Genomic DNA, 18,680 nt, shown 5'->3' with positions numbered 1-18,680 from the left:
TGGCGGTACCTTAGCGGCTGACCGCCCCAGAACCATCCGGCTGCACCGCCTGGACCTCCGGCACTTCCGCAACATCGACGGCCTGCAGCTGACACTGGAGGCGCCCCGTCTGCTCGTCATCGGCAGCAACGGCCAGGGCAAGTCGAATCTGCTGGAGGGGGTGGAACTGCTCACCAGCCTGCGCTCGCACCGCTGCAGCGTCGACCGGGATCTGATCGGCCACGGTCACCCCTTCAGCCGGCTGGGGGCCCTCACCGATGAAGCCGACAGCCTGCAGCTGGAGCTGCGGCGCAGCGGCGGACGCCAGGCGTTCCGCAACGGCAAGCGGCTGGAGCGGCAGCTCGACCTGATCGGCCCCCTGCGCTGCGTCGGCTTCAGCGCCCTCGACCTGGACCTGGTGCGGGGCGAGCCGGCCCTGCGGCGCCAGTGGCTGGACCGGGTGGTGCTGCAGCTGGAGCCGGTCTACGGCGCCCTGTTGAGCCGCTACGGACGGCTGCTGCGGCAGCGCAGCCAGCTGCTGCGCCGCGGCCTGGGCGCCGGCCAACAGCCGGAGCTGCTGGAGGCCTTCGATGCCCAGATGGCCCTGGTCGGGGCCCGCCTGCACCGCCGCCGCCAGCGGGCCCTGCGGCGCCTTGAGCCGCTGGCGGCGGCCTGGCAGCAGCGCATCGGCGGGGCCGGCGAACCGCTCCAGCTCGACTACATCAGCGGCACCGTGCTGGCCGAGGCCAGCGACGAGGAGGGCCCCTGGCGCCAGGCCCTGGAGGAGCAGCTGCGCCAGCAGCGGCCCCAGGAGGAGCGGCTGGGTCAGTGCCAGGTGGGTCCCCACCGGGACGAGGTGGCCCTGCTGATCGGCGGCCAGGCCGCCCGGCGCTACGGCTCCGCCGGCCAGCAGCGCACCCTGGTGCTGGCCCTGAAGCTGGGGGAGCTGGAGCTGGTGGGCCAGGTGGTGGGTCAGCCGCCGCTGCTGCTGCTCGACGACGTGCTGGCCGAACTCGACCCGGGGCGCCAGCAACTGCTGCTGGAGGCGGTGGGGGACGGCCACCAGTGCCTGGTGAGCGCCACCCACCTGGAGGCCTTCAGCACGGGCTGGCGGGCCCGCAGCCAGGTGGTGGAACTGCGCAGCGGAGCGCTGGTGGCCTGAGGCCCGAACTCCCTGCTGCCGCAGGCAGCCTGGCGAACCTCAGTTCCGCGCTCCGGCGCGTATGGTGAGACCTGTTTGACCGGATTCGATGAACCAGACCCTTTCCAGCCTGCATCCCAACCCGGGATGGAAGCCCGCCGCCTCCCCCACCCACGCCATTGCAAGCCCCGTCTCCGCCCCTGGCGACACCACCGACGCGGTAGGGAAACACTGCATCCTCGAGCTCTACGACTGCGATTGCGCAAGGCTCGACGACGAAGCTTTCCTCAGGGACACCATCACGACAGCAGCCAGACGCGCTGGTGCCACCCTGCTCAACCTGATCACCCACCGCTTCGAACCCCAGGGCGTCACGGGCCTGGCGTTGCTGGCGGAGTCCCACATCTCCATCCACACCTGGCCTGAGTCGGGCTATGCGGCCGTGGACGTGTTCACCTGCGGTGACCACACCATGCCGGAGAGGGCCTGCCAGGTCCTGTGGGAGGAGCTGGGCGCCGGCCGCCACAAGCTCACCAGCTTCCGGCGCGAGACGCCCGAGGCCCTGATCGACAGCCAGAGGGAACCCCACCTCGCCAGCGCCTGAGCGCCGGTGAATCCACCACCAACTGCCGGGGACACCCTCCCCGGCAGATTTTCTGCGTCCATCACTGCTCCGGCGCCAGGGCGCGGTTGAGCTTGCCGCTGACCAGCCCCTCCAGGTCGAGGGCCACGGCGGTGAACCCCATGTCCCTGAACGCCCCCACCAGCTCGGGGCGAAGCTCTCCATGGGCCAGACGCTCCAGCGCCGCCGGCAACCCGGCCGCGGGGATCTCGATGCGGGCCGTCTCCCCCTGGCTGCGCACCCGCAGCTCGGGGAATCCGTGCCGTCGCAACCAGTCCTCGGCGGCGGCCACCCGGGCCAGCCGGGGGGCGTCGATCGGTTCGCCGTAGGGGAAACGGGAGGCGAGACAGGGCTGGGCCGGTTTGTCCCACCAGGGCAGGCCCAGGGCACGGGAGAGCTGGCGCACCCCCGCCTTGTCGATGCCGGCCTCGGCCAGGGGGGAGCGCACACCGAACTCCCGGGCGGCCCGGATTCCGGGCCGGTGGTCGCCCAGGTCGTCGAGGTTGACGCCATCGAGCACCTGGGCCCCCTCGGCGGCGGCGGCGATGGGGGCCAGCAGCCGGTGCAGCTCCCGCTTGCAGGCATAGCAGCGGTCCTGGGGGTTGCTGGCGTAGGCGGGGTCGGCCAGTTCCGCGGTGGCCACCTCCCGGTGGCGTAGGCCCAGCCAGCGGGCCTGGTCGCTGGCCTCCCGGCGCAGGTGGGGGGCCAGCGCCGGCGAGACGCCGGTGATCGCCAGGACCCGCTCCCCCAGCCGGTCGCCGGCCAGGGCGGCCACCAGGGCGCTGTCGACACCGCCGGAGTAGGCCACCACCACCTGGGGGAAGGCGTCGAGCTGGTGGCAGAGGGACTCCAGTCCCCGCTCCAGCGGGGCCGGCAGGGCTTCCAGCAGGCTGAGGCGACGGGTGGCAGGCATGGCGTAGATCCTGGCAAGGCTCGGTAGCATCCGGACCAGATCCCCCCGCCGATGCGCCCCACCGCCCGCCGATGACCCCCGCCGCCCGCAGCACCCAGACCCCCCAGCGCGGCACCGGGCGGGGCATCGGCATCCGTACGGCCGCCGGCAGCGACGAGCGCGCCCATGGCCAGCTGCACGTCTACGACGGGGAAGGCAAGGGCAAGAGCCAGGCGGCCCTGGGGGTGGTGCTGCGCACCATCGGGCTGGGCATCTGCGAGCAGAAGCGCACCCGGGTGCTGCTGCTGCGGTTCCTCAAGGGCCCCGGCCGCGCCTACGACGAAGACAGCGCCATCGAGGCCCTGCAGCAGGGCTTTCCCCACCTGATCGACCAGGTGCGCACCGGCCGGGGGGACTACTTCAGTGCCGCGGAGGCCACCCGTTTCGACCATCAGGAAGCCCAGCGGGGCTGGGACATCGCCAAGGGGGCGATCGCCAGCAACCTCTATTCGGTGGTGGTGCTCGATGAACTCAACCCCGTGCTCGACCTGGGCCTGCTCGACACCGAGGAGGTGGTGCGGACCATGGCCACCAAGCCGGCGGGGATGGAAATGATCTGCACCGGCCGGGGGGCTCCGCGCCAGCTGGTGCAGCTGGCCGATCTGCACTCGGAGATGCGGGCCCACAGCGGCCCCCAGCAGGGTCTGGAGGGCCTGGAGATCTACACCGGCGAAGGCAAGGGGAAATCCACCAGCGCCCTGGGCAAGGGGCTGCAGGCCATCGGCCGGGGCATCAGCCAGGACAAGAGCCACCGGGTGCTGATCCTGCAGTGGCTCAAGGGCGGGGCGGGCTACACCGAGGACGCGGCCATCGCCGCCCTGCGCGAGAGCTACCCCCATCTGGTGGATCACCTGCGCTCGGGCCGCGACGCCATCGTCTGGCGCGGCCAGCAGCAGCCGATCGACTACGTGGAGGCGGAACGGGCCTGGGAGATCGCCCGGGCCGCCATCGCCAGCGGCCTCTACAAGACCGTGATCCTCGACGAGCTCAACCCCACCGTGGATCTGGAGCTGCTGCCGGTGGAGCCGATCGTCCAGACCCTGCTGCGCAAGCCCACCGAGACCGAGGTGATCATCACGGGGCGCTGCAAGAGCCGGCCGGCCTACTTCGATCTGGCCAGCGTCCACTCGGAAATGGTGTGCCACAAGCACTACGCCGAGCGGGGCGTCGACCTCAAGCGCGGCGTGGACTACTGAAGCGGCCGGTCGAGGGACAGCGGATCAGGGGGTCCCGGGCCCATCGACCCGGTCAAGGCCCAGTTCGTCCTCCTCGAGCATCTCCACCTCCTCCGAGGCGATGAACCGACCCAGCAGCAGGCCCACCAGCAGGGCCACGTACAGGGTGCTGGCGACGCTGAGCAGGATGACGAAGCGCTCCCCCACCGCATTGGCCGGCAGCACGTCGCCATAGCCGACGCCGGCGATGGTGACAAAGCTGAAGTAGGTGAGGCGATCGAGCAGCACCTGGTGGCTGGCGGCCGCGCCGAGGCTGAAGCTGCCGGGGACGAGCACCTGGGTGGCGGTGGCCAGCACACCGCCGGTGAGACCCAGATGCAGGTAACCCGCCGCGGCGCCGGCCATCACCTGCACGTTCACCCGTGGCACCCGGGCCAGCAGGCGCACCAGCCGCATGGAGGTGGCCAGGAAAAAGAGACTCAGCAGCACCATTTCCACGGCCCGGAACAGACCGCCGTGCCAGGTCCCGGTGAGCACCGGCAACCAGAGTCCGGCGCCCCCCACCACCCCGATCCCCCGGAAGATCTCCTGGCGCAGCCTGGCGTAGCTCACCCCGGCGATCACCGGCAGGGTGAGGATCGACTGCAGGATCAACAGATTGAAGACCAGGGCCAGAAGGACCTGGCCCGGCCAGCCCCGCGTGGCCGTGAGCGGCATCACGAGGATCGGCAGCAGGGCCGAGAGCAGGAGCGGCAGGAAGCGCTTCTCGAGGGCGATCAGGCGCCGGGCTTCGGCGCGACGGCGCTCCAGCCACCGCTGTCTGGCGGGGGAGAGGGGATCAGTAACGCGGAACGTCAGGATCCACCTCCTGGCTCCAGGCGTCGATGCCGCCCTGCACGTTCACCCCGTCGATGCCGTGGCGTCCGAGGGCGATCAGGGCCTTGGCGGAGCGGCCGCCCAGCTTGCAGTGCACGTAGAGCCGCTTGCCGCTCGCCAGCCGCCGCACCTCTTCGATCGCCTCGCCGCTCTCGATGCGATCGAGGGGCACCAGCACGGCGCCGGGGATCACCGCGATCTCCGCCTCGGGGGGATTGCGGACATCAAGCAGCAGCAGGTCGTCCTGGGGGCCATCGAGCAGCGTCTTGAGTTCGCCCACGCTGATGGTGGCCACGCTGCCCGCCTCCTCCTGGCCGGGGGCCGAGCCACCCACGCCGCAGAACTCCTGGTAATCGATCAGCTTGTCGATCACGGGACGCTCCGGGTTGGGGCGCAGCTTCAGCTCCCGGAAGCTCATCTTGAGGGCATCGAAGAGCAGCAGGCGGCCGCTGAGGCTGGTGCCGATGCCGGTGATCAGCTTGACGGCCTCAGTGGCCTGGATCACGCCGATGATTCCGGGCAGCACCCCCACCACACCCCCTTCGGCACAGGAGGGCACCATGCCCGGCGGCGGCGGTTCGGGGAACAGATCCCGGTAGTTGGGACCGCCCTGGTAGTTGAACACCGTGGCCTGGCCCTCGAAGCGGAAGATGGAGCCGTAGACGTTCGGCTTGTCGAGCAGGACACAGGCGTCGTTGACCAGGTAGCGGGTGGGGAAGTTGTCGGTGCCGTCGCAGACGATGTCGTAGCCGGCGATGATCTCGAGGGCGTTCTCACTGGTGAGCGCCGTTTCGTAGAGATCCACCTGGCAGTGGGGGTTGATCTCGTGGATCCGGGCTTTGGCGGATTCGATCTTGGGCTTGCCCACCCAGCTGGTGCCGTGGATCACCTGGCGCTGCAGATTGCTGTGGTCCACCACGTCGAAGTCGACGATGCCCAGGCGGCCGACGCCGGCGGCGGCCAGATAGAGGAGCAGGGGAGAGCCGAGACCGCCGGTGCCGACGCACAGCACCGAGGCCGCCTTGAGCCGCTTCTGCCCCTCCATGCCGATCTCCGGCAGGATCAGGTGGCGGGAGAAGCGCACCACCTCATCGGGACTGAGCTGGACGGCGCTGGTGTCGGGAGGAAGCATGGCGGTGGAGATCCACGACGCACTAACCGTCCATTCTCCACGCCAGCGGCCGGGGGCTGCCCTGCTCCGGCAACCACCAGCAGGCCAGGGACCACGGCCCGTCCCCAGCGGCTGCCGACGCGGCGGGGCCATCGGCCTGCCCCAGGATCAGCATCAGGGTGGGGGCAAAGGCGAGGGAGCGATCCAGCGCCGAGGGCACCGGCGCCGAGAGCGGGTGGCTGTGGGCCGAGCCCAGGACCGTCAGCCCCCGGGCCCGGGCCCATTTCTGCGCCTGCAGCTGCTCGCGGGGATCGAGGGCGAAGCGGCGGCGACGCTCCGGCGGCGGCTCCCAGACGTTGAGGCAGGGCCAGGCCTGCTCGACGCGCCAGGGGTCGCGGCGACCCAGCAGCAGGGCACAGCCCTCCTCGGGGGCGGCCGCCAGCAGGACGGCCTCCAGCACCGTCAGCGCCTGCCGACCGAGGCCTAGCTGCTCTGGCGTCTCTGGGGTCACACCGGTACGTTATGCATCATTCCGTCAGGAGACCTCTCCTTCCATGATCGACAGCACGACCGAAGTGAAGGAGACCATGCAGGACGACAGCACCACCAGCAGCGCCCCCGAGGTGGATTTCAGCGAGCGCTACAGCGAAGTGATCGGCAAGGTCAACGAAACCCTCGACAAGGTGGACTGGAGCCAGGTGGGCCGGATCGGCAAGGCCTCCGGCGTGCTGCTGGCCGTGATCGTGGCCCAGATCCTGATCAAGGGCGTGCTCGACACCATCAACCTGCTGCCGATCGTCCCCGGCCTGCTGGAACTGCTTGGCCTGGTGGTGGTCGGCAGCTGGAGCTGGAAGAACCTCACCACCGGTGAGAAGCGCTCCGCCGTGATGGCGAAGCTCCAGTCGCTGCGCAAGGAATACCTCAGCTGAGCACCTGAGCGTCAGCAACTCCGGGGGCGTCGCGACGTCCCCGTGTCCTTTCTCAGCCCCACCCCTGGCCCTCGCCCCGCTCCAGTAAGGAGTCCAGGCAGGCCTCGCTTTGTCCCACGTAGCTGCCGCCGAACAGGTTGGCGTGGTTGAGCAGGTGGTACAGGTTGTAGAGCTCGCGTCGCGGGCGGTGCCCTGAGGGCAGGGGCCAGGTCTCCTGGTACCCCTCGAAGAACGCCTCGGGGAAGCCCCCGAACAGCCGCGCCATGGCGAGGTCCACCTCCCTGTCGCCCCGGTGGACCGCCGGATCGAAGATCACCCCCTGGCCCTCGCTGGTGACGGCGGCATTGCCGCTCCAGAGATCACCGTGCACCAGGCAGGGCTCAGGACGGTGTGCCCCCAGCCACTGGCCGGCGCGCTCCAGCAGCGCGGCGGCCCGCCGCAGGGGGTGGCCGCTGCTGGCCAGGTGGGCCAGCTGGGGGGCCAGCCGCCGTTCCACGAAGAACCGGCCCCAGTCCGTCTCCCAGCCGTTGCGCTGCGGGAAGGAGCCGATGACATTGTCCCGGGGCCAGCCGAAGGCCTCCCCGGCCCGATCCCCCACCACGCAGGTGCGGGTCAGGCTCTGGCGGTGCAGAGCCGCCAGCGCTGCACCCAGGCGGCGCCACTGCGGCTCATGAGCCGCAGAACGGCCGCGCGCCAGGTCGAGCCAGGGGAGCACCAGCACGGCCGACGATCCCGCCACCCCGCAGGCCAGGGGGACAGGGACCCGTGGGCCCTCCTCGCCCGCCGCCGCCGCCAGGCCCCGCAGACCCTCGGCCTCGGCCTCCAGGATCGGCAGGGCGGAGGCCCCGTTGGTCTTGGCGAACAGCCTGCGGCCATCGGCCAGATCCAGTCGCCAGGCGCTGTGGATGCAGCCGCCACCCACCGCTGTCCAGCCGACCGGCTCGACGCCGAGCTGCTCGGCCAGCCAGGGGATAAGGGTGGCGGGGTGGGACATGGAAGCGTGGGAATGAATGGTGTTTGCCGATCCCAAAGGGGCCTGATGCACCCCGCACGGCCGAGGCTTCAATCCCAACACATCGATCCGGCCCCGTCCAGCAAGTGATGTGAAACTCGCTTGACCAGACTGAAGAATCCATCCGATATTCAGATCACAGTAGAGACAGGAAAGACAACGATGACCCCGACCACTAGCGCCCGGAACTCTCGCGAATCATCCCGCGAGCTGCAGGTTGAATTTGCAACTGTTCTTCATTGGGTGGGTGTCGCCATCCTGGCCTACTTCCTGGTCGAACTGGCCTTTCAGGCCTGGCCCGTAGCCCTCCTCAAGCCGGCCTGGCTGGACGTCATGATTGGATTTCTTGTCAGCCGAGGCATCACACCACTCACCGGAGCGCTGTTGGTGGCAGCCGCTGCCGCACTGAATCCCCAATCCAAACCACTGACCAACCGTGCGGAACTGCTGCGGCGTCTGGCCACCTGGGTGGCGTTGGGGTATCTGCTACTGATCCCCGTTCAGATCTATTCTGGTGCGAAACTGCTGCAGACAAGAAACCAGGAATCAACCCAACTCCTCACCCAGGCATCGAGAGCCGTCGAGGCGATCAGAAAAGCCGAAACACCCGCGGAGCTACGCCGGGCCTACGCCCAGGTCCCGGGTAACAAGGCGCCACTTCCTGAGTCGTTTCCCCAACCCTTCCCCGTGATCAGGGAGCGCCTGGCGGAAGCCATCAGCGCCAACACCAAACGCGCCGAATATGAGTTCGGCAACAACATGTCCAGCGTGTGGCAACGCTCTCTGGGACTTGCTTTTGGGAACACGCTGAGGATGCTGATCCTTTTCCTGGGCTTTGCCGCCATCGGTCGCCGATCCCCCTATCACGCCACTCTGTTGCAGAGTCTCCTCGGCCTCCGTCAAGGAAAGATGGGGAAAGGTCATTTGCACAGGCGCCATCATTTTGATGGTGTGATTGATCAAGAGTGGATCGAGGTTGAAAAGGATCACACCCATGGCCGATAGCAACATACCTACCTCAGGTGCAAAGCGGCTTCGGCAGACCTGATCGTTTCGACGGCGACGGGGCAACAATCAAGGTGCCACCGCAGAAAATCCACCACCAGGGCAGGACAACGGCCGATCAACGTCGTGCTTCTGAACGTGTGCTGGCCATCGGATGCCGGAGATAGCCAGCCGACCCATCCTCCAGACAACCTTGCTCATCGAGATCAGCCAAGAAAAAATCCCTGGCCAGGGCCAGGGATTGAGAAGGACAGCTCTGGCCTCAACCAGGAAGCTCCAATCCAGTTCAGACTGCAGTCGAAGACGCCTTGATCCGGGACCTCAACCGACGGCTGAAACCGAAGGCCATGCCAGCACCAAGAATAGGAAGGGGTCCGGGGACATCGCCAGGAACCCGCCCGGGCCTCTGGCTGAAGAAGTTGTTCGTCGTCGAAACCGCGGAATTGCCGGTCGCCACGAAGATATCCTCAACCTTGAGCGAGGTGACTCCAGGAGCGAACAGATAATCGGCAGGGGCGGGAATCCCATTACTGGAAACCAAGGACGTTGAGCCAGCACTCCAGCTCACATTCTTAGTCACCGTACAGCCTCCAAGGGCCGGGAAGATGCAGCCGGAGTCGAGTCCAACGGCAGCGAACTCAAACTTGGTGTCCGTGATGGAAATGGTATAGGAAATTTTTCCGGACTGGGTTGGAGGATCAATGACACTGCCGAAGTCATAGGCTAGACCGAAGTTGTTGAATCGGATTTCGGTGTCATTACCAACGCCATCGCAAACAATGCCACTGACGGTCTTATCGCCGAATGTCAAGTTACCGGCTAGTCCACAAGTGGTTGTTTGCACGGCCTCCGCCGAACCGGCAGACAGACCGGTGACAGCGGCCGCAACAACCGCAGCGCCGAAAAGCGACTTCGACAGGATCAATCGCTGATCATCGCGTGCAAATGCACGTAAGGCGATGGGCGGAATTTTCATGGCTGTATACGGAACGAGGACCAATGTGACATTCAACCACTATTCACCGTATCACGGTCTGACTTAGGCCAAATCACCACCAGCCCTTGGGCAGGGAACAATTCAGGGCAGACAGTGCTGATGCATTCAAAGGGATGCTAAGCGCATGGATTCCAAGGCAGAACCACTGCCGCACAAGGATTCATAGAGGATGCGATGGTCGCATTGGCGAGGACCATCACCTCGAAAGGAGGGGATTTCGCCTCCTCTGAGCCCTTGGCGATTACAGGGCGGTCAAGAAATTCATAAGTGCCAACATTGGATCGCTGCTCTTGTGATGTACATCCGCACCACAACTGCATCGAAGCCCCGGTCTTGATCGATCCGGCCGGCGTCCAGCTCCGATCTGCCAGCATCCCGTTTGAACCATCGGTGCAGCGTTGCCTCCCAGCGGAAGAGACCAGGTGGACGTGGTGGTGGTGGGCGCCGGCATCGCCGGCCTGACGGCGGCGGCCCTGCTGGCGAAACAGGGGCTGCGGGTGGAGCTGCTCGAAGCCCATCACCAGAGCGGCGGCTGCGCCGGCACCTTCCGGCGCGGTCCGTACGTGTTCGATGTGGGGGCCACCCAGGTGGCGGGGCTGGAGGAGGGCGACGGCGCCCCCGCCGGCATCCATGCCCGGCTGTTCCGCCATCTGGGGGTGGCGCCGCCGGCGGCCGTGGCCCTGGATCCGGGCTGCGTGGTGGACCTGGCCGATGGCCTCGAGCCGGTGGCGATCTGGCGCGATCCGCAGCGCTGGCGGCAGGAACGGTTGCGCCAGTTCCCAGGCAGTGAAGGCTTCTGGGCCCTCTGCGATGCCCTGCACCGGAGCAACTGGGCCTTCGCGTCGCGGGATCCGGTGCTGCCGCCGCGCTCCTGGTGGGATGTGGCCCAGCTGCTGGGGGCCCTGGGGGCAGGGACTCTGGCCAGCGGCCTGCTCACCACCGCCACCATCGCCGACCTGCTGCGGCTCACCGGCTGCGCCGCCGACGGGCGGCTGCGGCGCTTCCTGGATCTGCAGCTGAGGCTCTATTCCCAGGAACCGGCGGATCGCACCGCCGCCCTCTACGGGGCCACGGTGCTGGCGATGGTGCAGGAACCGCTTGGGCTCTGGCACCTGGAGGGGTCGATGCAGGCCCTCAGCGAGGCCCTGGGGAGCGCCCTCAGCAAGCACGGCGGCCGGCTGCGGCTGCGGCACCGGGTGGAGCGGCTGCAGCCACCGGAGCAGCCCGGGGGCGACTGGCGGATCACGGGCCATCGCGGCGGGGCTCCGCCAGGTGACAGGCGACCACTAGGGGAGGCGTTCCACCTGAGCGCCCCGGACGTGGTGGTCAGCCTGCCCCCCCAGACCCTGCCGGCCCTGCTGGGGGAGGCCCTGGCCGGCGGCTACCGCAGGCGGCTTGAGACCCTGAGCGAACCCAGCGGCGCCCTGGTGTTCTACGGAGCCGTCGAGAGGAAGAGGCTGCCGCCTGGGTGCCCCAGCCACCTGCAGCTGGAGGCCCCTGACCCCGGCTCCCTGTTCGTGTCCGTCAGCCAGGAGGGGGACGGCCGGGCCCCCGCCGGGCGCGCCACGGTGATCGCCAGCGTGTTCACCCCGGCCCGCCCCTGGTTCGGCGGGGACGAGGCCGAGTACCAGGCCCATAAGCAGCGGGCGATGGCCGCCATCCAGCGGGGCCTGGAGCGGCTGCTGGGGGTGGGGCCCGCCGACTGGCTGCACGGGGAGCTGGCCACCCCCCGGGGCTTTGCCGGCTGGACCGGCCGGCCCTGGGGCTACGTGGGCGGCCTGGGCCAGCACCCCAGCCGCTTCGGACCCTTCGGCCTGGCCAGCCGCAGCCCTCTGGCGGGTCTGTGGTTGTGCGGCGATGCCATCCACCCCGGCGAGGGGACCGCCGGGGTGAGCCTTTCGGCCCTGATGGCCTGCCGCCAGCTGCTGGCCGGGCGGGGGGTGGACCTGCGGCCCTGACCCCCCGAAGCGTCAGCTCAGTTGACGCTGACGCGCACCACCCGGCCGCCCAGACGCTGCACCCGCTGCAGGGCCTCGTTCATGCGGCTGTAGGGCACCCGCATCACGTAGGCACCGCTGCGCACCACGGCGTTGTTCACCAGCCCGGTGGCGGTGATGATGGCCACCCGGCCACTGGGGGAGCTGGTGCCGCGCACCCCGGCCGACACCACCAGGGCCTCCTCCCGATGGCCGCGGGAAGGATCGGTGGGCTGACCGCTGCGGGAGACCGGACCATCAACGCTGGCGCCGCCCTGGGCCAGGTTGGCCTGGAAGAAGGATTCACCGCTGAAGCGGGGACGGAGGACCGTCACCGTCACGGCCCGGTCCTGGTGCAGGGCCCGGCCGAGCTTGAAGCGGGTGCCGGCGCTGTCTCCCTTCACCGAAGCCGCCGCCCCACCGGCCAGCTGCATCAGCCAGGAGAACTGCTGACCCTGGTGGCCGGCGGAATAGTCCCAGCCGTGCAGATAGGGCACCACATCGGAGCCGAAGCGCTCCTGGTACTCGGGGCTGTCGATGTAGGAATCGATCTCGGCGTCGTAGCCCTGTTCCTGCAGGATCGTGAAGTGGTGAAGCATCTCGGCCTTGTTGTGGGGAGCCCGGCCGAGGAGATGCTTGTGGTTGAGCTCGATGAAGCGGTAGGGATTGCAGGACTCGAAGAAACGGGAGCGATACAGACCACTCCTGGCAAGGGTGCGCACGAATTCCTGCACGGTGAGATAACCGTTGCGGAAGAGAGATTCAGCACCGACCAGGCGCTCGTTCTGCATCACATACTGCTGGCCCAGCACCTGCTGATACACCAGACGGATGATGCCATCGCGATCCTGCTGGGAGGCTTTTGACCAGTTCTCCTTGTTGCGGTCATCCGCGAAACGCTCGATACCAAGGGAAGGGGCTTGGACCAGGGCCATGGTGGAAACAACGCAAAGGGCAGAGGGAGGAGCATCGCCGCGGGCGGCCCGCCTGGCGGATTCAGGCAGGTACCGGTGCGGGAGACCAACGGAAAGGGATTCCCCGGAAGGCCTTGCCCGCCGGCGATGTCAAGCAGCGATTCTCAGCCGATTCCTGGGAAAACAAACAGAATCGTTACAGCGCTCAGTGCCTGGAAAAGGATCCATACATTCCTTCACCACGAAGGTTTGCACCTTCGCCCGAATGATTGCGAAAGAAAAAGATTGCGAAAGAGCAACAAGCTCTTCAGGAGGCGATCCGCTCGGAATCAATTCGGCGAGGCTGGCGTTGGCGCTGGGGCCGACCATCAGCCGCAAGGCTGGGGTTGGAGCGGGAAATCACCGGCAGCTGGAGGGAGGGGGCGGGGCTCGCCGCGTCCTGGCAGAGGCTGGCCCAGACGGTTTCAAGGGCGGCCAGTTCGTCAGCCGGAGACCAGCCCTCAGCGGAAGAGCGCACCTCGCCGGAGGAGCGGGCCTCTCCGGAGGAACGGGACTGACGCCTGGGCTGCGGGAGCTCGATCGTCACCATTCTTCCCACGACCTATCCACCCTTGTACATCATCCAGCCGCAACGTCCAGGGGGGAGGCAACACAAGCTGACGAAAGAAATTGTGAAGGCAAGGCCACGGGGCAGCGGTCTACTCGTCGCTGGGCAGCAGCACCAGGGTGTGCAGCCGATCGGTGCCGAGGTCATGGGTGAGGATCCACACCTGCAGCCCCTGGCCGAGATCGAAGACGCTGCGCAGCGACCCCTGCTGCCGGTAGGCGGCGATGGTGTTGTCGCGGGCATCGCGGGAATCCACCACGCCCCAGTCGCCCCGGCGGTGTCGGGCCACCAGCCGCTGCAGGGTCTCGGCATCCACCCACTCGCGCACCTCCGGACTCACGTCCACCGGGCCGATGGCGAGGCGGGCAGCCATGGAGGTTCCTTCGCTCTGATCGACCTTACGGGTAAATCCGTCAAGGGCCCCGGCCGGTAATCCTTCCAGCCACCGGGTACCGAAGGATGCGACTGCCGCCACACCTCACCTCCGCCGCCGCCATCGGTGCTGTGGCTGCCGGCCTGCTGGCCTTGCCGCTGTCTGCGGCCGGACCGCCACGCGCCACGGCGGTGCTGGCAGGAGGGTGCTTCTGGGGCATGGAAGCGGTGTTCGAGCAAGTGCGGGGCGTCACCGAGGTGGTGACCGGGTACGCCGGCGGCAGCCCGGCCACCGCCGCCTACGAACGGGTGAGCGGTGGCGACACCGGCCACGCCGAGGGCATCCGCATCACCTACGACCCAGCCCGGGTGAGCTACGGGGAGCTGCTGAAGGTGTTCTTCTCCGTGGCCCACGATCCGACCGAGCTCAACCGCCAGGGCCCGGATGTGGGCCCCCAGTACCGCTCAGCGATCTTCCCCACCGACCCGGAACAGCGCCGGGTGGCTGAGGCCACCATCGCCCAGCTGGATCGCTCCGGCGCGCTGCCCCGGCCGATCGCCACCACGGTGGAGGTCTGGCGGGGCTTCACCCCGGCCGAGGCCTACCACCAGGACTTCGTCGCCCGCAACCCGACCCATCCCTACGTGGTCGCCCATGACCAGCCGAAGCTGGCCCGGCTGAAGGAGCAGTTTCCGGAGCTGTCCCGCTAGGGGGCCCCTTCAGCGCAGGTGGTCGAGCTCGCCGCGGCCGTGGAGATCGGCCAGGGCGTCGTAGCCACCGATGGGCTGGCCATCGATGAACACCTGGGGCATGGAGGTCAGGCCGCTGCGCTCGGCGACCGCCGCCCGCGCCGCGTCGTCGTCGGCGAGCTGCACCCCATGGGGGATGCCGAGGGTGCGCAGCATGCGCAGGGCCCGGGCCGAATAGGGGCAGCCGCTGCGCACGGCGATCTCCACCCGGGGCTGGGCCGGGGATGCGGGCACGGTGGGCCGGGCCGCTGCGGTCGCCACGGCGGCCTGCGCCGGATCCTGGGGTGCTCCGGGCTGCGGCAGGAAGCCCACCAGCAGGTCGGCGCCCCGCAGCACGACGCTGCCGTGCTCGAGGTGGCCGCCCCACACCTGGCAGTCGCCGTCGGAGAGGCTCAGGTGCAGGTGCACCCCCTGGGGCGCCACGGTGCCCTGCAGGGTGATGATCTCCAGGTGGCCCTGCAGCACGGTGGGCTCCTCCAGCCCCGGGCACTGGAAGGCCGCCTGGGAGAGGTCCCCGACGACGCCGAGCACGAAGCCGGAGGCGCCGGCTTCGATCGCCAGCTGCTCGAGGCTGGCGCGCAGATCACTGCCCGGGCCGAGATGCAGCGGCAGGGGGTGCATGGCGGGATCAGGCGTGGCAGGGGGTCAAGGTAAGTCCTGGGCTTCCGGTGCCTTGGGCACCAGGCGGCAGCGCAGCAGGGCGAGGGCCTCGTCGGGCAAGCCCAGAAACCGGTCGAGCCAGGGGTCGCCGCTGGGGGCGATGCTGGCCACCCCCACCAGCAGTGCAAGGCCGTCGCCGTCGAGGGGCTGGCCGCTGGCCCGGTGGCGGCGGCCCTGCACCGGACCGGTGCTGAGGGTGGTGGCGACGATCAGGTCGGGGGCGCGGTAGAGGGAGCCGATGGCGAAGCGGAAGCGGGCCTGGAAGTGCAGCGCCATCGCCCCGGTGGCGCCGTCGATGCGGCCCTCGAGCCGCTCCGGGTGGATCGTGATCGCCAGGCCGGGGGGCAACGGCAGCCCCAGGAAGCGGGTGGTGCGCCAATCGAGCGGCGGGATCCTCAGGCCAGCCGGATCGAAGCAGAGGCTGCCGGTGCCAGGGCCGATGCCCATACCGGCGGGATCCGCTGCGGTGAGCTTGCCCAGCCCGCCGCCGCCTCGGGCGTCGTAGCGGAAGCGGGGATAGGCGCCGATCGCCAGGCCGCAGCCCGCCAGGGTCTGGAGCGTCAGCTCAGCCATTCAGCTGGACCTCCGCCTGGGTGGGATAGGGAATCTCGATGCCTTCGGCGGCGAACAGGGCCAGCAGGGACCGGTTGAGGCGGGCCACCTCATCCTTGAACGCCGGATAGGTGGGCTGGGAGGAGCGGTAGTCGTAGGTGAAGTCGTAGCTGAAGTCGTTGATGGCCATCAGGCGGCAGGCCCGGAAGGCAGCCAGGGGCTCGGCCTCAAACAGCGAGGCGATCAGTTCCGGGATGCGCTGCAGCTGCTCGGGGCTGGTGTCGTAGGCCACGCCGATCACCATGCGGGAGCGGATCACCTGATCGAGGATCTGCCGCAACCGCAGCAGGACCGCTTCCCGCAGGGTGAGGTAGTCGGTCCAGTTGGGGGCGTGAATCTGACCGCAGCAGCGCAGCAGCAGCTCCCCATCGGCTGTCGCCTGGTCAAGGAACACCTGGGCGGCGGACAATCCCGGCAGATCGGTGAGGTACAGGCGGCCGTAATGCACCAGGTCGTCCAGCTGGTCGGGGGTGAGCTCGGCCGGCAGGGGCAGGTGCAGCTCGAAGACATGCAGGACCGCATCGTGCGCCTGATCCGAGCGCAGGGAGTAGTTGACGATCGTCTCCTCATCGACGACCGAATTGGGGATGGTGATGCGGCTCTCGTGGGTCTGCAGCTCCAGGGAGCGCAGGCCGATCTTGGTGACGTAGCCGAGGTTGCTGCCGATGCGGCAGAACTCCCCCACCCGCAGGGGGCGGTCGGTCTGGATCGACAGGCCGGCGAACAGGTTGCCCAGCAGCTTGGAGGCCCCGAGGCCGATGGCCAGGCCGGGCACCGCAGAGAAGGCCAGGACGGTGGAGCCCGGCAGGCCCAGCAGGATCAGCAGCCGGTACATCAGGGAGACGCCGATGATGGCGCCCATGACCCGGCAGACGGGCATCACCAGATTGCTGACACGGCTCAGCTGCAGGGCGTTGCGCCGCCCGCGCAGGATCGTGACCCATTCGGCCAGGCTGCGGCCGAGGGCCTCCATCAGGAAGAAACTGAACAACCCCGCCCAGCAGAAGTAGAGCGTGTAGAGCAGGTACATCAACACCTGCAGGGGCAGGCCGGTGACGTTGACGTAGTGGTCCAGCAGCAGTTCCACCACACGGGCCATGGGCAGGGCCACGGCCGCCAGCAACACCCGTTGCCAGGCGATGTTGTCGACCTGCCAGATCTGCATCGGTGTGCGTGGTTGGCTGGCGGCCCGTTCGGTCATCCGGTAGGTGGCCAACAGGGCCAGCACCAGACGGAACTGAACGAAGGCGAAGGCCACCAGCGCCAGCAGACCCAGCACGATCTGGAACAGGGTCTGGTCCCAGAGATGGGACTCCAGCACCGTTTGCCGGAGGCTCCGGGGAATGCTCAGATACCACTTCGGTGGCAGGAGATGGCCGGGCCGGAGGCTGAAGGCGTCATAGATGGCTGGCGTCAGCAGGCTCGAGGGGCCCGCAGATGGCGCTCGCTGATCCTTGATCTCCTCGTAGAGGCTGGGGATCTGGGCCACCGTGAAGGCGGAGAACCGGTAGCCGCGATCACGCCCATCCTCGGGCTCCTCATCCGTCAGGGTGATGGAGGTGCCCGGGATGGTCCAGCTGGCGCTGGGGTTCACCCGTCCATCGTTCAGGGCCTTCATCCCGGCCGCATCAGGAATCTCGAAAGGCTTGCGGCTGTGGGTGAAGACGTAATCGAGAATCACCTTGAGCTTGAGGGCGTATTCATCGGCGAAATCCGCCCGGATGCTCTGGGGAATCTCCGACACATCCAGGGCCTTCACCGCCTCCTCGAAGTAGCTGTTGATCAGCGCCAGTTCGTGACGCAATGCGCTGGACAACAAGAGCCCGGGTGTCGCCTCAGCCTTGGCCTCGATCCGGGCGATGTCCCGGTTCACCTGGGCCATCACCACGTAGAAATTGAGCAGGGTGGCCCGCGGGCTGTCCCCCACCACCTGGTTGAGGGGCGCATCGGTCCATTGCTGCTTCAGCTCCAGCAGCTGGCCATGGAACGGTTGGCTCTCCAGGGGTACGTAGGTGGCCCGGAGCTGGGCGGCAGCTGGGGCCCCCGGCCCCGCGGATAACGCCGCCGTCGCAAGGCCCGTCAGCGGCAGCAGGCAGGCGATCAGGAACGCCAGCAGCAGGCGGACCGGACGGGGCAGACGGATCGGACGGGGCATCCGGAAGCCGCGGCACATGTCCCGCATGATGGCGGCTCAGCCCGCCGGCAACACCTGCCGGTAACCGTTCGCCTCGCACACCCGCAGGGGGGTGTCGAACAGGGCGCTGAGGGGGGCGTCCTGCAGCAGGGCGTCGGTGGGGCCGTCGCCCACCACCTTGCCCTCGCGCAACAGCACGCAGCGGCGGATCTCGGGAAGCACCGCCTCGATCTGGTGGGTCACCAGCAGCAGGGTGGTGCCGCCGCGGGCCAGCTCGCGCAGGATCGCCAGCAACTGGTGTTTCGCCTTCAGATCAAGCCCGTTGGTGGGTTCATCCAGCACCAGCACCTCGGGGCCGTGCACCAGGGCCCGGGCCAGCAGCAGGCGCCGCCGCTGCCCCTCGGAGAGCTGGCCGTAGGGGCGCTCTGCCAGATCGGCCAGCCCCAGTTGCTGCATCAGGTCGGCCACGCGCCGCCTCTGGGCTTCGGTGGCCACCTGGCTGCGGCCGATGCCCACCGAACCGAAGAAGCCGGAGAGCACCACATCGTCAGCTGGAACCCGACCGACGTAAGCGGCGTGCAGATCCTGGGACACCAGACCGATGCGGCCGCGCAGCTGCCAGAGATTCACCGTTTCGCTGCCGAAGATCCGCAGGCAGGAGCCGGGCTTGACGACGGGGTAGAGCTCGCGGCTGAGCAGCTTGACCAGGGAGCTCTTGCCGGAGCCGTTGGGGCCCAGCACCACGGTGTGCTCGCCGCCGTAGAGCCGCAGAGAGAGGTCCTCGAAGACGCGGCGGGGCCCCAGCCAGGCCTCGACGACCTCCAGCTCCAGGTAGGCCGATGGGGGGGTGCTCATG

At 68.4% G+C, this 18,680-nt stretch carries 20 protein-coding genes; 7 read left to right on the top strand and 13 right to left on the bottom strand.

From position 1 onward, the window contains the following. The first annotated feature begins 49 nt into the window (after positions 1-49). Together recF and speD are read left to right on the top strand one after the other, a co-directional pair. Positions 50-1,141: a DNA replication/repair protein RecF gene (gene recF / locus KUG39_RS15990; RefSeq protein ID WP_216916559.1), complete on the top strand. Its 1,092-nt coding sequence runs from the start codon at positions 50-52 to the stop codon at positions 1,139-1,141. An 88-nt stretch (positions 1,142-1,229) separates the two neighbouring features. Beyond that, on the top strand, positions 1,230-1,724 hold the full coding sequence (speD, locus tag KUG39_RS15985; protein ID WP_190611595.1) for an adenosylmethionine decarboxylase: 495 nt from the start codon (positions 1,230-1,232) through the stop codon (positions 1,722-1,724). Positions 1,725-1,785: 61 nt separating this feature from the next. Here speD and larE read toward each other — a convergent pair whose 3' ends face one another. After that, on the bottom strand, positions 1,786-2,655 hold the full coding sequence (gene larE / locus KUG39_RS15980; RefSeq protein WP_216916525.1) for an ATP-dependent sacrificial sulfur transferase LarE: 870 nt from the start codon (positions 2,653-2,655) through the stop codon (positions 1,786-1,788). Between the two features lie 71 nt (positions 2,656-2,726). Here larE and KUG39_RS15975 point away from each other — a divergent pair, with 71 nt between their 5' ends. Further along, entirely contained in the window at positions 2,727-3,890 is a 1,164-nt protein-coding gene (locus KUG39_RS15975; RefSeq protein WP_216916523.1) for a cob(I)yrinic acid a,c-diamide adenosyltransferase, read from the top strand. A 24-nt stretch (positions 3,891-3,914) separates the two neighbouring features. On the opposite strand, the gene KUG39_RS15970 is transcribed toward KUG39_RS15975, so the two are convergent. The 3 genes from KUG39_RS15970 to KUG39_RS15960 all read right to left on the bottom strand — a co-directional run bounded on the left by KUG39_RS15970 (position 3,915) and on the right by KUG39_RS15960 (position 6,367). Continuing rightward, positions 3,915-4,586: an ion channel gene (locus KUG39_RS15970; protein WP_216916521.1), complete on the bottom strand. Its 672-nt coding sequence runs from the start codon at positions 4,584-4,586 to the stop codon at positions 3,915-3,917. A gap of 121 nt (positions 4,587-4,707) precedes the next feature. Further along, entirely contained in the window at positions 4,708-5,877 is a 1,170-nt protein-coding gene (gene moeB, locus KUG39_RS15965) for a molybdopterin-synthase adenylyltransferase MoeB (protein ID WP_216916519.1), read from the bottom strand. Between the two features lie 22 nt (positions 5,878-5,899). Further along, positions 5,900-6,367: a M67 family metallopeptidase gene (locus KUG39_RS15960; RefSeq protein ID WP_233133867.1), complete on the bottom strand. Its 468-nt coding sequence runs from the start codon at positions 6,365-6,367 to the stop codon at positions 5,900-5,902. Positions 6,368-6,410: 43 nt separating this feature from the next. Here KUG39_RS15960 and KUG39_RS15955 point away from each other — a divergent pair, with 43 nt between their 5' ends. Then, on the top strand, positions 6,411-6,785 hold the full coding sequence (locus KUG39_RS15955) for a CAAD domain-containing protein (protein ID WP_216916517.1): 375 nt from the start codon (positions 6,411-6,413) through the stop codon (positions 6,783-6,785). A gap of 52 nt (positions 6,786-6,837) precedes the next feature. Here KUG39_RS15955 and KUG39_RS15950 read toward each other — a convergent pair whose 3' ends face one another. Continuing rightward, a complete protein-coding gene (locus KUG39_RS15950) occupies positions 6,838-7,779 on the bottom strand; it encodes a fructosamine kinase family protein (RefSeq protein ID WP_216916515.1) in 942 nt (313 codons plus the stop codon). A gap of 180 nt (positions 7,780-7,959) precedes the next feature. On the opposite strand from KUG39_RS15950, the gene KUG39_RS15945 reads away from it, so the two are divergent. Next, on the top strand, positions 7,960-8,802 hold the full coding sequence (locus KUG39_RS15945; protein ID WP_502988656.1) for a hypothetical protein: 843 nt from the start codon (positions 7,960-7,962) through the stop codon (positions 8,800-8,802). A gap of 286 nt (positions 8,803-9,088) precedes the next feature. On the opposite strand, the gene KUG39_RS15940 is transcribed toward KUG39_RS15945, so the two are convergent. Continuing rightward, on the bottom strand, positions 9,089-9,778 hold the full coding sequence (locus KUG39_RS15940) for a hypothetical protein (protein WP_216916511.1): 690 nt from the start codon (positions 9,776-9,778) through the stop codon (positions 9,089-9,091). Between the two features lie 419 nt (positions 9,779-10,197). Between KUG39_RS15940 and crtD the strand changes: the two genes are divergently transcribed. Then, positions 10,198-11,757 (top strand): C-3',4' desaturase CrtD, encoded by a 1,560-nt coding sequence (gene crtD / locus KUG39_RS15935; RefSeq protein WP_286193269.1) that lies wholly within the window; start codon positions 10,198-10,200, stop codon positions 11,755-11,757. Between the two features lie 17 nt (positions 11,758-11,774). Here crtD and KUG39_RS15930 read toward each other — a convergent pair whose 3' ends face one another. The 3 genes from KUG39_RS15930 to KUG39_RS15920 form a co-directional block, all read right to left on the bottom strand. Continuing rightward, positions 11,775-12,710 (bottom strand): phycobilisome rod-core linker polypeptide, encoded by a 936-nt coding sequence (locus KUG39_RS15930; RefSeq protein ID WP_216916509.1) that lies wholly within the window; start codon positions 12,708-12,710, stop codon positions 11,775-11,777. Positions 12,711-12,996: 286 nt separating this feature from the next. After that, on the bottom strand, positions 12,997-13,275 hold the full coding sequence (locus KUG39_RS15925) for a hypothetical protein (protein ID WP_216916507.1): 279 nt from the start codon (positions 13,273-13,275) through the stop codon (positions 12,997-12,999). A gap of 112 nt (positions 13,276-13,387) precedes the next feature. Beyond that, the gene (locus KUG39_RS15920) at positions 13,388-13,669 is read right to left on the bottom strand and encodes a hypothetical protein (protein WP_094585002.1); all 282 of its coding nucleotides are present in this window, start codon (positions 13,667-13,669) and stop codon (positions 13,388-13,390) included. Positions 13,670-13,755: 86 nt separating this feature from the next. Between KUG39_RS15920 and msrA the strand changes: the two genes are divergently transcribed. Further along, positions 13,756-14,379: a peptide-methionine (S)-S-oxide reductase MsrA gene (gene msrA, locus KUG39_RS15915; RefSeq protein WP_190611586.1), complete on the top strand. Its 624-nt coding sequence runs from the start codon at positions 13,756-13,758 to the stop codon at positions 14,377-14,379. Between the two features lie 9 nt (positions 14,380-14,388). On the opposite strand, the gene KUG39_RS15910 is transcribed toward msrA, so the two are convergent. From KUG39_RS15910 to KUG39_RS15895, 4 genes are read right to left on the bottom strand one after another with little or no spacing between them, the layout of a single operon-like run. Continuing rightward, positions 14,389-15,039: a PCC domain-containing protein gene (locus KUG39_RS15910; protein WP_094585000.1), complete on the bottom strand. Its 651-nt coding sequence runs from the start codon at positions 15,037-15,039 to the stop codon at positions 14,389-14,391. A gap of 24 nt (positions 15,040-15,063) precedes the next feature. Then, entirely contained in the window at positions 15,064-15,651 is a 588-nt protein-coding gene (locus KUG39_RS15905; protein ID WP_216916505.1) for a hypothetical protein, read from the bottom strand. Then, a complete protein-coding gene (locus tag KUG39_RS15900) occupies positions 15,644-17,845 on the bottom strand; it encodes a mechanosensitive ion channel family protein (RefSeq protein ID WP_216916503.1) in 2,202 nt (733 codons plus the stop codon). Before KUG39_RS15900 ends, KUG39_RS15905 begins: the two co-directional genes overlap by 8 nt. 36 nt (positions 17,846-17,881) lie before the next feature. Then, positions 17,882-18,679: an ABC transporter ATP-binding protein gene (locus tag KUG39_RS15895; RefSeq protein ID WP_216916501.1), complete on the bottom strand. Its 798-nt coding sequence runs from the start codon at positions 18,677-18,679 to the stop codon at positions 17,882-17,884. Position 18,680 lies beyond the last annotated feature (1 nt).

Source organism: Synechococcus sp. CCAP 1479/10, from assembly GCF_019038515.1.
In the GTDB taxonomy this organism is placed as follows: domain Bacteria; phylum Cyanobacteriota; class Cyanobacteriia; order PCC-6307; family Cyanobiaceae; genus Cyanobium.
This window is presented reverse-complemented; position numbering and strand designations above follow the sequence as displayed.

Coding starts and splice junctions, on each gene's coding strand:
- KUG39_RS15895 (WP_216916501.1), bottom strand. CDS start 18,679: ATGAGCACCCCCCCATCGGCCTACCTGGAGCTGGAGGTCGTCGAGGCC.
- msrA (WP_190611586.1), top strand. CDS start 13,756: ATGCGACTGCCGCCACACCTCACCTCCGCCGCCGCCATCGGTGCTGTG.
- KUG39_RS15920 (WP_094585002.1), bottom strand. CDS start 13,669: ATGGCTGCCCGCCTCGCCATCGGCCCGGTGGACGTGAGTCCGGAGGTG.
- KUG39_RS15905 (WP_216916505.1), bottom strand. CDS start 15,651: ATGGCTGAGCTGACGCTCCAGACCCTGGCGGGCTGCGGCCTGGCGATC.
- KUG39_RS15950 (WP_216916515.1), bottom strand. CDS start 7,779: ATGTCCCACCCCGCCACCCTTATCCCCTGGCTGGCCGAGCAGCTCGGC.
- KUG39_RS15930 (WP_216916509.1), bottom strand. CDS start 12,710: ATGGCCCTGGTCCAAGCCCCTTCCCTTGGTATCGAGCGTTTCGCGGAT.
- KUG39_RS15910 (WP_094585000.1), bottom strand. CDS start 15,039: ATGCACCCCCTGCCGCTGCATCTCGGCCCGGGCAGTGATCTGCGCGCC.
- KUG39_RS15900 (WP_216916503.1), bottom strand. CDS start 17,845: ATGCCCCGTCCGATCCGTCTGCCCCGTCCGGTCCGCCTGCTGCTGGCG.
- speD (WP_190611595.1), top strand. CDS start 1,230: ATGAACCAGACCCTTTCCAGCCTGCATCCCAACCCGGGATGGAAGCCC.
- KUG39_RS15975 (WP_216916523.1), top strand. CDS start 2,727: ATGACCCCCGCCGCCCGCAGCACCCAGACCCCCCAGCGCGGCACCGGG.
- KUG39_RS15945 (WP_502988656.1), top strand. CDS start 7,960: ATGACCCCGACCACTAGCGCCCGGAACTCTCGCGAATCATCCCGCGAG.
- KUG39_RS15970 (WP_216916521.1), bottom strand. CDS start 4,586: ATGCCGCTCACGGCCACGCGGGGCTGGCCGGGCCAGGTCCTTCTGGCC.
- moeB (WP_216916519.1), bottom strand. CDS start 5,877: ATGCTTCCTCCCGACACCAGCGCCGTCCAGCTCAGTCCCGATGAGGTG.
- larE (WP_216916525.1), bottom strand. CDS start 2,655: ATGCCTGCCACCCGTCGCCTCAGCCTGCTGGAAGCCCTGCCGGCCCCG.
- KUG39_RS15955 (WP_216916517.1), top strand. CDS start 6,411: ATGATCGACAGCACGACCGAAGTGAAGGAGACCATGCAGGACGACAGC.
- KUG39_RS15940 (WP_216916511.1), bottom strand. CDS start 9,778: ATGAAAATTCCGCCCATCGCCTTACGTGCATTTGCACGCGATGATCAG.